13 protein-coding genes are annotated in these 12660 nt (G+C 43.3%); 10 read left to right on the plus strand and 3 right to left on the minus strand.

Annotated features, from left to right (window positions below; all coding sequences use genetic code 11):
* Positions 1 to 5 precede the first annotated feature (5 nt).
* The 3 genes from efp to K1X84_11000 all read left to right on the plus strand — a co-directional run bounded on the left by efp (position 6) and on the right by K1X84_11000 (position 2809).
* Entirely contained in the window at positions 6 to 569 is a 564-nt protein-coding gene (gene efp / locus K1X84_10990) for an elongation factor P (protein MBX7152159.1), read from the plus strand.
* A gap of 35 nt (positions 570 to 604) precedes the next feature.
* On the plus strand, positions 605 to 1135 hold the full coding sequence (gene accB, locus K1X84_10995; GenBank protein ID MBX7152160.1) for an acetyl-CoA carboxylase biotin carboxyl carrier protein: 531 nt from the start codon (positions 605 to 607) through the stop codon (positions 1133 to 1135).
* A 90-nt stretch (positions 1136 to 1225) separates the two neighbouring features.
* Positions 1226 to 2809: a HAMP domain-containing protein gene (locus tag K1X84_11000; protein MBX7152161.1), complete on the plus strand. Its 1584-nt coding sequence runs from the start codon at positions 1226 to 1228 to the stop codon at positions 2807 to 2809.
* Here K1X84_11000 and K1X84_11005 read toward each other — a convergent pair.
* Positions 2758 to 3456 carry a polysaccharide deacetylase family protein gene (locus K1X84_11005; GenBank protein MBX7152162.1) on the minus strand — a complete coding sequence of 233 codons (699 nt, stop codon included), beginning with the start codon at positions 3454 to 3456 and terminating at the stop codon, positions 2758 to 2760. The genes K1X84_11000 and K1X84_11005 overlap by 52 nt on opposite strands.
* 284 nt (positions 3457 to 3740) lie before the next feature.
* Here K1X84_11005 and K1X84_11010 point away from each other — a divergent pair, with 284 nt between their 5' ends.
* The 7 genes from K1X84_11010 to purL are packed head-to-tail and all read left to right on the plus strand — an operon-like array spanning position 3741 to position 11627.
* Entirely contained in the window at positions 3741 to 4121 is a 381-nt protein-coding gene (locus tag K1X84_11010) for a hypothetical protein (GenBank protein ID MBX7152163.1), read from the plus strand.
* A gap of 42 nt (positions 4122 to 4163) precedes the next feature.
* A complete protein-coding gene (locus K1X84_11015; protein ID MBX7152164.1) occupies positions 4164 to 5303 on the plus strand; it encodes a phosphodiester glycosidase family protein in 1140 nt (379 codons plus the stop codon).
* A gap of 8 nt (positions 5304 to 5311) precedes the next feature.
* Positions 5312 to 6523, plus strand: a complete 1212-nt coding sequence (locus K1X84_11020; GenBank protein ID MBX7152165.1) for a HAMP domain-containing histidine kinase — start codon at positions 5312 to 5314, stop codon at positions 6521 to 6523.
* Positions 6524 to 6537: 14 nt separating this feature from the next.
* Positions 6538 to 6987, plus strand: a complete 450-nt coding sequence (locus K1X84_11025; protein ID MBX7152166.1) for an ACT domain-containing protein — start codon at positions 6538 to 6540, stop codon at positions 6985 to 6987.
* A 32-nt stretch (positions 6988 to 7019) separates the two neighbouring features.
* Positions 7020 to 7784: an enoyl-CoA hydratase/isomerase family protein gene (locus K1X84_11030; protein MBX7152167.1), complete on the plus strand. Its 765-nt coding sequence runs from the start codon at positions 7020 to 7022 to the stop codon at positions 7782 to 7784.
* A gap of 23 nt (positions 7785 to 7807) precedes the next feature.
* Positions 7808 to 9358: an FAD-dependent thymidylate synthase gene (locus K1X84_11035; GenBank protein ID MBX7152168.1), complete on the plus strand. Its 1551-nt coding sequence runs from the start codon at positions 7808 to 7810 to the stop codon at positions 9356 to 9358.
* A gap of 10 nt (positions 9359 to 9368) precedes the next feature.
* A complete protein-coding gene (purL, locus tag K1X84_11040; GenBank protein MBX7152169.1) occupies positions 9369 to 11627 on the plus strand; it encodes a phosphoribosylformylglycinamidine synthase subunit PurL in 2259 nt (752 codons plus the stop codon).
* A 17-nt stretch (positions 11628 to 11644) separates the two neighbouring features.
* Here the strand turns inward: purL and K1X84_11045 are convergent, their stop codons facing one another.
* The gene (locus K1X84_11045) at positions 11645 to 12163 is read right to left on the minus strand and encodes a ferritin (GenBank protein MBX7152170.1); all 519 of its coding nucleotides are present in this window, start codon (positions 12161 to 12163) and stop codon (positions 11645 to 11647) included.
* 71 nt (positions 12164 to 12234) lie between these two features.
* Positions 12235 to 12660: magnesium and cobalt transport protein CorA (locus K1X84_11050; protein ID MBX7152171.1), on the minus strand; the 426-nt coding region annotated here is incomplete at its 5' end.

Here is a 12660-nt window from a genome sequence, read left to right on the forward strand (position 1 = left end):
ATTTCATGGCAGGAGTTAGCGATTTTAGAACGGGCATGACTATTTTAATGGATGGTAATTTATTTATCGTAACTGAATTTCAACATCGGAACCCTGGTAATTGGCGTGCGTTTGTAGTCGCTAAATTAAAAAATGTCAGGACAGGGCGTGTTATTGAAAAAACTTTCCGTTCACATGACAAGCTAGAAGAGGTTCGTACCGATGCTAAAGAAATGCAATTTTTGTATTCTGATGGAAGTATGATGCATTTTATGGATAATGTTACGTTCGAGCAAGTGGGGATACCGGTAGAGACTGTAGGTGAGGCGGCCAATTATTTACGCGAAGGTATTACACCGAAAATCCTTTTCTATGAAGGGAATGCGGTTAATATCGAATTACCTATTACGGTTGAATTGAAAGTTGTAACGACGGCGCCGGGTGTAAGAGGTGATACGGTGACAGGCGGTAGCAAGCCTGCTGAATTGGAAACCGGAGCGACCGTGAATGTTCCTCTTTTTATCAATGAAGGTGATCGCGTCAAGGTCGACACTCGTACCGGTGAATATTTGGAACGCGTCACTAAATAAAATTTTGTAATTAATCGACTCGAGGAGTGGTGATGATGGATCTTAATGAGTTGAAGAAACTCATCAAAATAGTTGATGAGAGTAATGTCAATGAAGTCGAGATTGAAGAAGAATTATCGAAGGCCAAAGGTAAACTGAAAGTTCGTATCAGTAAGAATCATGGAGTTTCGGCTATGACGGTACTACCACAGGCTCATCAGACCTCCCATTTTCCACCTCCATTAGTACAACACACTCCGACGACTCAACCGCTGCAATTCGAAAGCCAGGAAACAATAACGAAATCGCAAGCCGAGCGTCCGCTCGATGTAGTAGACAAAGGCGAATTTATTGAAGTAAAATCGCCGATCGTAGGCACATTTTATCGTTCACCTGCTCCTGATGCGGATTCTTATGTGGATGTCGGTACAGTTATTAAACCGGGACAGACTTTGTGTATTATCGAAGCCATGAAGATCATGAACGAAATTGAAAGCGAAGTCAGCGGTAAAGTTGCCAAAATTCTTGTCGAAAACGGTCAACCCGTGGAATACAATCAGACGTTGTTTCTTATCGGAAAAGCATAATCTCGTCAAATCCAAAAAGCTCTTTTGATGACAGTCACCCTGAAATAATTTAGGGTGACTTTTTTTATTCATTTATTCAGTACGCTTGCTATGTCCTTACGAACTAAAATATACGGGGGCTACTTTTTTCTGTTATGTTTTTGGTTAATTGTCTGGTTTTATCTCAATCATCATGTGGAACGCGTTCACACGTTATTGGATGTTTTGACGCCACTGGAACATTCGCGTACTCAGTTAGTAAAGCGTATTCATTCGGGGCTACGCAATCAGGAGAAACTCGCTGCTGTATTGGCCACAAACATTGGATCAACAAATTTTGAAAACAATATCGGCGCTATGACCTCTGAAATGGGCGATATTCAATACAGCGCTGATAGTTTACTTTTTCTGTCTTCACGCTGGCATCAGACGGCTGACAAAATCTACAATAGTAATTTTGATCGTTTAGTATTGGGATTAGGGCTTGGATATTCGGAAGTGCAGGAAGCCAATCAAACTGCTTTTCGTAATGAGATTCTACAAATTAATGATCTGAAAATTTTTGAAAAGCAAATTGGTGATTTATTTGAAAAACAAAGAACAGCAGCCGATGCCCGTCATGCGCGCAATTTTAATACGAAATTCGATCGATGGATCAGTGCATTATCAGATTCTATGCTGGCCAGATTGAATACCTTTGAGCATATAAGCAATCAAAATACGATTGTACGTATCAATACGATCAATGAAATCAGCCATTCTATGAATTGGTTGAGCTACGGCATTCTCATAGTGACATTAATATTTGTTGTCATTCTCACTCACGACGTTCGGCAGATTCTGTCGGGGTTCAGGGTACTTAAATCGGCTGCTCAGGAAGTTGCACAAGGTAAATTGCAACCGCATGTTCCAGCCAAAGGATTTAAAGAAATGGAAGAGCTTTTGGCGGCTTTTAATGCAATGACCGAACAACTGCGCGAATTAGAAAATTTAAAATCGGACTTTTTCAGTAAATTGGTTCACGATTTTAAAAGTCCATTAGACAACATTAAACAATCAGCCGATGTATTGCTCAATGATATTACCGGTGGCTCGCTTGATTCCAATCAGAAAAAATTTTTAGAAATCATTAAGCGAAGCGCCAGTAATTTGCGAGCGATGGTGCAAGAACAACTCAACGAATCGAAGCTTATAGCTGGTCAGTCAGAGCTTAAATATGAAATGTGTGATTTAAAAGAACTGATTCGTGACCGGATTGAATTGCAACGCCCGACAGCCGTTGCAAAACAGGTTAGCTTTTCAATGAAGTTCAATGAAGCTAATTTTACCATTGCATGCGATCGAAATAAAATAAGCCGTGTAATGGATAATTTATTAAGCAATGCTATTAAATTTTCCCGATCGGATACAAGGATTTCAGTCGAATTGGAAGACAAAGGCGAACAGGTTCAGGTGCGAATCAAAGACAGCGGTGTCGGCATTCCGGCTGAGAAACAAAACGTTATTTTTAAAAAATACGGGCGGCTAAGTTCATCGGACATGACGACCGGTACCGGGCTTGGATTGTACACGGCTAAATATATTGTTGAATTGCACCGGGGAAGTATCTGGTTTAAAAGTAAATCCGGGTTCGGATCAACTTTTTATTTTATATTACCCAAAGAGCCGCCTATTGTATTGCCGCCCAACACCTGATCCTGATTTTCTAATAACCCGCTCATTGTTACCAACTCATATCCATTTTCGCGCAACAAGCGAATCGTTTCCGGCAATGCCTCGGCTGTATGTTTACCGCCTTTATTCATGTGCATGATAACGATCGTACCACTCTTAACTCCGTTGAGAATCTGTGTTATAAGCCTTTCTTTTGTGGCATGGGGATCAGGATCGCCGGATGGGATATCGCCGACGATGGTTGTGAGTCCCAGTGCGGCTGCTGTTTGAATTACCCGGTCGTCATATTCAATATAAGGAGGTCTGAAAAATTTCGGAACCACACCTGTGACTGTGTAAATAATTTCTTGCGTCCATCGAATTTCATCTTGCAGCCGTTCATCCGATACACGTGTCAAATGCCCGTGGAGATAACTATGATTCCCGATTTCAAAAAAGGGAATGGTCGCTAGAAATCGCGCGTCGTCCGGTCTATCCTGAACCCATTTTCCGCCGAGGAACAAAGTGGCCGGGGCTCCAGTGCGAATAAGTATTTCTATGACGGTACTGTCGACACGGCTTGGGAGCAAAGTAGAACACGCATCAAAAGTCAGCGCAATTTTGCGAGAACTTGGCGAATGTAAAACAGGGTTTAAAGATCCGCGATGATCAGGATTAATCTTTTTCAAATACATGTTCGGTGCAGGGAAGTATTTTTCAGAAGAAAGGGGTCGGTAATATTGTAAAAGGTTTATTTGAGAACGCGTAATTATTTGTCCAAAAAATGACCCACGTACGTTGTAAGCATACAATACATACAAGGTGATGATGAGACAGGATATAATGAGTAAGGTTGCCGGAGACCATTGTTTATACAAATGAGCTTCTGTGCCTTCCAAAATTTTTATTGAAAAAGAGAGGGTTTTTTAAGATACTTAGCCGACTAATAATGGTCCAAATTAAGGGAGGTTTCATGCAAGATTTATCTATAAAATCATGCGTAGCTCAAAATAAGAAAGCTTTGACCTATGGCAATAGACTTATTTTACCGTTTCATTGCCGGTTTATTAGCATTACTATCGGATTTAACATGTCGACAATTTCGACACCCACAGTATATTATGATTTTTCCGATTCCGACCGCGACGTACGTATTGTTAAAGAAGACCAATACACCAGTGTTTATTTTGCGGCTGAAGATCATTTAAATGCTGCTTTTGGAAAACATCAGGGTGGTGTAATTTTGGCCTGTTGCGAGCTTTCTGATGATATATTTGACGTTAAAGTACATCGGCGTTTGCGGTTGCGTTTTCGTGATGATCAGCCCGTGGTGACCATCGAATCGATGGAATGAAAAGTAAATAATTTTTATTACGAAGTAAAGTTCCGGAGACTTTTGCGCAGGAATATATTTCATGTCATAGCCGCTGGCGGTTTTTTACTGGGTTGCTTTCTCCTGACGATCGTGCCATTTGGCTGTGCTTCCGAAGATACCCGCAAGACAACAGAAATATATCCGGGGGTTTACTATACGGTCATTCACCGCCCGGCTGCTCCTAATTATATCCATGTTGTCGAAATACACAGAGACCGTGCAGTTGTTGGCTTACAGGCAATCAAAGCGGGCCGATTTTTACGAGCAACGATGCCCTTGTCCGAAGCTTTAACTGGCATCGAACCTTTGGCAGCCATCAATGGCGATTTTTTTTCACAAGAAGGGGCTCCGTCAGGGGCACAAATCAGTGAAGGCGAGCCTGTCAAAGACGGCGCCGAATCATGGTATGCCCTTGGAGTAGCTGGCAAAGAAATATTTATCGATCGCGTCCATTTTACCGGGCAAGTTTTTCTGAATAATGAAAAATCGTTTACCATTAACGGATTTAACCGCCCGCGGCAAGATAAAGAAATTATTTATTACAATGCCTATTATGGAACTTCGTCTGGGACTAATCCATACGGAGTCGAACTGGTTTTGAGAAAGCCAACGAACGGGATGATCGTTGGTAACAGTGCGGAATACAAGCTTTTGGATATCGACTCGACCGGAAATCATTCGATTACGGATAGTACCGCTGTTTTGTCGTTTCATGGCGACATTTACAAAAATATTATTCGCGATTTGCGATTAGGGCAGTCGATAACAATCAGTATTGAAAGCGAACCTGCACACGGCAGCATTCCAACTTTGATCGGTGGTTTCCCGCTTTTGGTTAGAAAAAAACAGAATATGATTGCAAGCGAAGTCAATAGAACAAGTTTTTATACGGATGCCAATGCCCGAACGGCTGTAGGGTATTCGGCCGAATCGATTTTTTTGGTATGCGTTGACGGCGATCAGCCGAATTACAGCGTCGGTATGTCGCTGGACGATTTGGCGGAATTGATGATCGAATTGGGTTGCGAGGATGCGCTGAATCTCGACGGCGGAGGTTCGACGACCATGCGGATTCGCGGCCAATTGGCCAACCGTCCGTCGGGCGGAGGGCTTGAACGTAACATTTCCAACGCCTTGGTCGTAATGCCGCTCCGCCAATAGGTTTGATTATGGCTCAACAACACCGCATTAAAGTCAGCAATCCTTACCGGCTTTCGGTCAACATTAAAAGCGGTTTGTTTATATTGGCCGTGCTGATTATTCTTGGTGTCATTGCCTACACGCAATATATTTTAGAGAGACTCAGGGACGACTCGCGTCATATCGTAAAAATTTATGCACAATTAATTGCACGTATCGGGCAAGAAGATCCGGAAGCCGAATATAGTTTTGTTTTTGACGAAGTCATTAAAAGAATCGATTTTCCTATAGTCAATACCGATGCTGACGGCAATCCTTTGTCATGGCGCAATATCGTGGAAGTAGAATCGGAAGCGCCGACGCAGGAAAATATCGATAAGATCAAAGCGATTATTCAGCGAATGGATGAAGAGAACGAACCGCTTCCGATTCGCTTTGAAAACACCGTGTTGGGATATATTCATTATGATACGGATTCCAAATTAATCAGAGAATTACGCTGGCTTCCGTTTATCGAAATTGCCGTTGTCGGTTCTTTTATTCTGATCGGTTATATCGGTTTTAGCAATATTAAGCGTAGTGAACAGCGTTCGATTTGGATTGGGATGGCAAAAGAAACGGCGCATCAATTAGGCACACCGTTGTCGTCGCTGATGGGTTGGGTTGAATTGCTCAGGCAAGAGACCGATGGCCGAGAGAATGCAACTAAAATTCTGAACGAATTTGATATCGATCTGAAGAGAATGGATAAAGTTGTCGCTCGATTTTCACAGATCGGCTCAGCTTCGGATTTAAAATACCAGGATTTAATTCCGATTATTTCCGACATCGTTCAGTATTTCCGTAATCGCGTGCCGCAGCTTGGCAAAAAAGTTCTTTTGGAAGAAGATTATCGGACGAGCGCGATGGCGCATTGTAATCCGCAGTTGTTCGGCTGGGTAATCGAAAATGTTATAAAAAACGCTTTGGATGCCATCGAAGAAAAAGAAGGTAAAATTGCATTGACTTTGTTTACGCATAACGGCTATCTATGCCTGGACATTCGAGACAACGGCCGAGGTATTTCGATCAAAAATCATGAAAACATTTTTCGCCCGGGCTACAGCACCAAAAAACGCGGATGGGGACTGGGACTAAGCCTGGCTAAACGGATTATCGAGGATTATCATGGCGGGAAAATTTTTGTCAAAGAAAGTAAACCCGGCGAAGGCACGACCATCCGCATCCAATTGAAATATTAACGGAGAAAAATCGTATGGAAATGACTGAAGATCGTTTGCGCCGAATTGTGGAGGAAACCAAACGACAGTTAGGTCAATCGGCTGATCCTGAATTAGTTAAAAAAATTGTCCTGGAAACTGTCAAGCGACTCGAAGGATCCGCAGGATATGTGAGCGAACATCACAGTACATTCCAATATCTTAACAAAACCGAAGGACGCATTATTATTACAGCTTTTGGCAAAAATCAGCCGGGCGTTATTTCGAGTATTTCGGAAACGCTGGCCAATTGCAGCTGTGATATTCTCGATGTTAGTCAAAAAATCATGCAAGATTTTTTTACGCTGATTATGTTGGTTGATATTAAAAATGCCGTGTGTCCATTCGGAATTATCAAAGAACGCTTGTCTGAAACAAGTGTCAAGCTGAATATCCGCATTTTGGCTCAACATGAAGAAGTTTTTAATGCTATGCACCGTGTTTAAATGACAACGGAGGATCCTTGGAATTTCAACATTTGAAATATGAAAATGAAAACGGGTTGGTGACGGTAGTTCTCAACCGGCCGAAAGTCAATGCATTGAATAAAGCTCTGCTGACAGAATTGTCCGGTGTATGTGAACGGATTCGCGACGATCGATCGGCGCGCGTCATGATTTTAAAATCCGATATGGATACTTTTTGCGCCGGCGCCGATTTAAAAGAGCGCCAGGATATGTCGTTAGACGATGTCAAATATTTTGTCAAGCACGTCATCGGCGGCGTTATTCACGCTATCGGAGATATTGAAATTCCGACAATTGCCGCCGTCAATGGCAGTGCGCTAGGCGGGGGATGTGAACTGGCGCTGGCTTGCGATTTTCGGATTCTGTCCGACGATGCAAAAATTGGTTTGAAAGAAACTGCGCTGGGTATCATACCCGGTGCCGGCGGAACACAGCGCCTCCCGCGGTTGATCGGTTATTCCAACGCGCTTTTGTGGATCTTAACGGCACGAATATTTAGCGCAAACGAAGCGCTCCACCACGGCGTTGCAACGATGGTAACGGCCAAAAATCAGCTTCATGCAACGGCCAAACAACTTGCAGAAGAGATTATGGCGAATGCGCCGATTGCCGTACGTCAAGCCAAAAAAGCGGTACGGCTGGGTCTGAATACATCCCTGCAGAACGGATTGGAAATTGAAAATGAATGTTATAATGCCGTGATTCCCACTAACGATCGCGTGGAAGCATTGAAAGCATTTCAGGAAAAACGGAAACCAAAGTGGACCAATTCTTAATGACCGATCAAAGGTAAATTGTATTGAATACCTTCCATTCTCCTGAACCCACCGTTGTTCTCTCCAAAGCGTTTACGACGCCTTTTCAAAATGCGATCGCCACCGCCCGGACATGTTATTCCTCGAAGGGCATTATCAAAGACAGTCAGATCAGCGACAAACATTTTCCGCTGGCGCAGAGCGTTTATCACGCCGGCCATCACACAGTATTTTCACACGCTTATTTTCAGTTTGAACTTTCGAATATTTCGCGGCAATTCATCTGGAGTTTTCTTCACAGCCATCCGTATTATAATTCCGAACAGGTAAGCCAACGTTACGTCGAAATCAAAGCCGGGAATTTTGCCGTGCCGCCGTTGAGCGGAGAGGCGCTGCAGTTGTACCGCGATACGGTTGAATTTCAAATGGCCGCATACGGCAAATTAAACACGCTGCTCAAACCGGCTGCCGAGGCGGCTTATTTCCAGCGCTTTCCTGCACGATTGAAAAATAAAGAAAAACACTCGAAAGACATTCAGAAAAAATGCCAGGAAATTGCGCGGTATGTGATCCCTGTATCGGCTTTTGCTTACATGTATCACACCATCAGTGGAATTACACTTCTGCGTTATTATCGCTTATGCAATCAATTCGACACGCCGCTCGAACAGAAAATCGTGATCGAAAAAATGGTGCAGGAACTTTTACGTTTTGATCCGTTGTATAAAATTGTTCTCGAAGAAGAATTACCATTGGAAGAAACGCCCGAGCATAAATTATTTACAGACAACCGAAGCCATTACGAACAGACTCCACGTAAAATCTTTTTAGAAGAATTTGATCAAAGTTTGGATGGAAGGATTTCAAAACTCGTTGATTACAAAGTTCATAACGAAGCGATTCTGGCGCAAAGCGTAAGGGAAGTTCTGGGATTGACTCAGAAAGAAATGAGCGACACGGACGCCATTCGGAAAGTACTGGATCCTTCACAAAATAAAATTTTCGGCGAATCGCTGAATTTGTCGACCTTATCTAAATTGTCACGTGCCATGTTTCATCCTCATTATACGTTCAGGAAAAAACTGAGTCATGCGGCTGATTCACAGGATCAGCGTCATCGCATGACGCCGGCTTCACGTCCGATCTTGATGGCCCATTTTTCTGACGAGCCGGATTACATCACACCGGCATTGATTGAACAAGATCAGGCCTCTCAATCGTTTTATGCGGAAGTGATGGAAAAAACATGGGATGCCATGCGGCGGTTGAAGAAGATGAACGTAGCCGACGAATTTATCATGTATCTTTTACCAAATGCCGTTGCTGTACGATTTACCGAGTCTTCCGATTTGCTGAACCTGCATCATAAAATGTCGATGCGTTTGTGTTATCTTGCACAGGAAGAAATCTGGCGTGCATCGGTGGATGAAGTGGAACAGATTCGCACTATCAATCCCGAGATTGGTAAATTTCTGTTACCTCCGTGCGGTATCCGTCATCTGGCCGATATCCGTCCGTATTGTCCGGAAGGTGACCGGTTCTGCGGAGAGCGCGTATGGGCATTGGATATTAAGAATTATAATCGAATTATATAGAGGAGTACGAATGCATACGGCAACAGTATTGCAACTTAATGAATTGTATGAACCGCAAGTAAGTTTAGGATTAGCGCTAGAGCACGGCTTGCTCGAAGATGAATACAAAAAAATCATCGATATTCTCGGGCGTACGCCAACTTTTACCGAGCTGGGAATTTTTAGCGTGATGTGGAGTGAGCATTGCAGTTACAAAAATTCAATTGCCATTTTAAAAACATTGCCGAAACAAGGGAAACATGTTTTGAAAGGCGCCGGTGAAGAAAATGCCGGATTGATCGATATCGGCGACGGTTATGCCGTTGCTTTCAAAATCGAAAGTCATAATCATCCTTCGGCTATCGAACCGTATCAGGGTGCGGCCACGGGCGTCGGTGGAATCATGCGTGATATTTTTACTATGGGCGCTCGTCCGATTGCTTCACTGAATTCGTTGCGTTTCGGCAATCTTGATGACGAACATGTACGGTATTTGTTTGCGAATGTGGTGAAAGGTATCGGAGATTACGGCAATAGTTTCGGCGTTCCGACTGTAGCCGGTGAAGTTTATTTCGAAGATTGTTATGCTGAAAATCCTCTTGTCAATGCCATGGCGGTCGGCATTGTCCGGCATGATCAGACGGCGAGCGCTATTGCCAAAGGCGTTGGCAATCCGGTGATGATCGTCGGATCCTCTACTGGGCGCGACGGCATTCACGGGGCAACGTTTGCATCGGAAGAAATTTCAGAAGCTTCTGAATTGAAACGCCCGAACGTACAAATCGGCGATCCTTTTACGGAAAAACTTTTGCTTGAAGCGACATTGGAAGCGATTCAAACCGGCTACGTTGTTGGCATTCAGGATATGGGTGCCGCAGGCATTACGTGTTCCAGTTCCGAAATGAGTGCGAAAGGTGGTTGTGGTATTGAGTTAGAACTCACCAAAGTTCCCATTCGTGAAGATAAGATGACGCCGTATGAAATTATGTTGTCCGAGAGCCAAGAACGAATGCTATTGGTTGTCGAAAAAGGGCATGAACAAGATATTCAGGCGATATTTGAAAAATGGGATCTTCACGGCGTGATCATCGGATGTGTTACGGACGACGGCATGTTACGTGTGAAATTTCACGGCAAAACGTTGGCTGAAATTCCATCCGAGACACTGGTATTGGGTGGCGGCGCTCCTGTTTACATTCGTGAAACATCACGACCAATTTATTTAGATGAACTCCAATCGTTTAATACCCATCACATTTCCGAACCAAAAGATTATAATTCCGTTCTGACATCGTTACTCGGATCGCCCAATATTGCCAATAAAGCCTGGGTATATGAACAGTATGATTCCTCGGTGCGGAGTAATACTGTAACACATCCGGGCAGTGATTCCGCGGTTATACGCATCAAAGGCACGAACAAAGCTCTTGCAGTAAAAGTCGATTGTAATGCGCGTTATGTCTATTTAGATCCCCGTAAAGGCGGACAAATTGCCGTTGCAGAGGCGGCACGGAATGTGGTTTGTTCGGGCGGACATCCTGCTGCTATTACAAATTGTCTTAATTTCGGCAACCCGTACAAACCTGAAATGTATTGGCTTTTCAAAGAGGCTGTCGGCGGTATGGCGGATGCTTGCCGTGTATTGGAAACACCGGTGACAGGCGGCAATGTCAGTTTCTATAACGAAAGCCCTGGCCGTGCCGTCTATCCAACGCCGACGATCGGGATGGTGGGAATTGTCGATGACTTAAAATTTGTAACGACACAATGGTTCAAGAATGAAAACGATGTGATTTTTTTGATAGGAAAAAATGAAGCTGAAATTGGTGGCAGCGAATATCTCAAAGTCATTCATCAGAAAGTTGCCGGAAAAGTTCCTGAAATCAATTTAGAGTATGAAAAACTGATTCAAGAATTAGTACTCGAAGCCATTCATAGAGAGCTGATCAGGTCGGCACATGATGTTTCAGATGGCGGGCTGGCGGTTACGCTGGCTGAGGCTTGTTTCCAGGGCAAGACGGGGCATGTTATTGGCGCTCAGATTCAGCTAAACGAATCGATACGTCCGGACTTTCTTTTGTTCGGGGAATCCCAATCACGAATTGTCATTTCGGTTGCGCCGGAAAATGCCGATGTTTTCGCAAAAATGGCGTCGAATAAGAAAGTCGATGTTGTAAAGATTGGAAAAGTCGGCGGGACACGTTTGCAGATCAACTCATGGATCGACTGCTCCGTGAACGAATTGGAAAACGTTTATAGAAATTCGTTGCGTAAAATTATGACAAAATAGGTTTTGGGATTACTATTTTAAACTTCTCCTTCTGCTCCTGTTTTTTTAGGCGTGTACGCGGCTAATTCGTTATTCAGCATCAGAAGACCTTGGCCTTCTCCTTTGACCAATTTTACTTTATACAGTAATTTTTCTGCCGTCGCTTCTTCTTCTACTTGTTCATCCACAAACCATTTTAAAAAGCTGATCACGGCATGATCATTTTCTTTGATGGCGGTATCCATCAAGTCGTCAATGCATTTGGAAATATGCTGTTCATGCTTGAGCGCCATTTCAAAAGGTTCAATGACTGACTTAAATTCGCTTTTCGGTGCGTCGATGGCATGCAGCTTGACGCGTCCGCCTTTCTCGACTAAAAATTTAAACAATTTCATCGCGTGCACGTTCTCTTCTTTGGTCTGAACGTAGAAAAAATGGGCCATTCCGTCCAGATTTTCCGCATCAAAATATGCCGCCATCGACAGGTAAAGATATTCGGAATAAAATTCGTTGTTGATCTGTTTGTTGATTGCTTCTTGTAATTTTTTGGAAATCATCGCATAAACTCCTTCGGTTGTTCTTTTAAGATTTTAATAAATCCTGAAGTGAAAGAAAACAGAAATCTCTGTCAGAACCATCGTTTCATTCTAAAGAAAAAATACATCGTCACGGAAACAAAAATCATCAACATAATTGAAAATAGATATCCATATTGCCATTTTAATTCCGGCATGTTATCAAAATTCATCCCATACACGCCTGCGATAAACGACAACGGCATAAAAATCGTTGTGATAATAGTCAGTCGTTGCATAATGGCGTTGACATGGAGAGAATTTTCATTGAGTTGATTAGACAGAATTGAATAATACGCGTCAAAAATTCCGCCAATCATGTCACGGTAGGATTCGATGGCTTCGTTGACGCGAATAAGATGATCGTAGATATCTCTGAAATAAATTTGCGACGTCGGTGAAATGGCAGAGTTGCCGCTGTGGATCAAGCGTCCGATCACATCGCGTTGCGGGGAAGCAGTGCGCCGGAAGGCGGCCAA

The sequence above is a fragment of the bacterium genome (assembly GCA_019695335.1).
Classification (GTDB): Bacteria; CLD3; CLD3; order SB21; family SB21; genus JABWBZ01.

Bases quoted from the DNA above. Each gene is read 5' to 3' on its own strand.
- purL (MBX7152169.1), top strand. From the start codon at position 9,369: ATGCATACGGCAACAGTATTGCAACTTAATGAATTGTATGAACCGCAA.
- efp (MBX7152159.1), top strand. From the start codon at position 6: ATGGCAGGAGTTAGCGATTTTAGAACGGGCATGACTATTTTAATGGAT.
- K1X84_11020 (MBX7152165.1), top strand. From the start codon at position 5,312: ATGGCTCAACAACACCGCATTAAAGTCAGCAATCCTTACCGGCTTTCG.
- accB (MBX7152160.1), top strand. From the start codon at position 605: ATGGATCTTAATGAGTTGAAGAAACTCATCAAAATAGTTGATGAGAGT.
- K1X84_11000 (MBX7152161.1), top strand. From the start codon at position 1,226: ATGTCCTTACGAACTAAAATATACGGGGGCTACTTTTTTCTGTTATGT.
- K1X84_11045 (MBX7152170.1), bottom strand. From the start codon at position 12,163: ATGATTTCCAAAAAATTACAAGAAGCAATCAACAAACAGATCAACAAC.
- K1X84_11025 (MBX7152166.1), top strand. From the start codon at position 6,538: ATGGAAATGACTGAAGATCGTTTGCGCCGAATTGTGGAGGAAACCAAA.
- K1X84_11010 (MBX7152163.1), top strand. From the start codon at position 3,741: ATGCAAGATTTATCTATAAAATCATGCGTAGCTCAAAATAAGAAAGCT.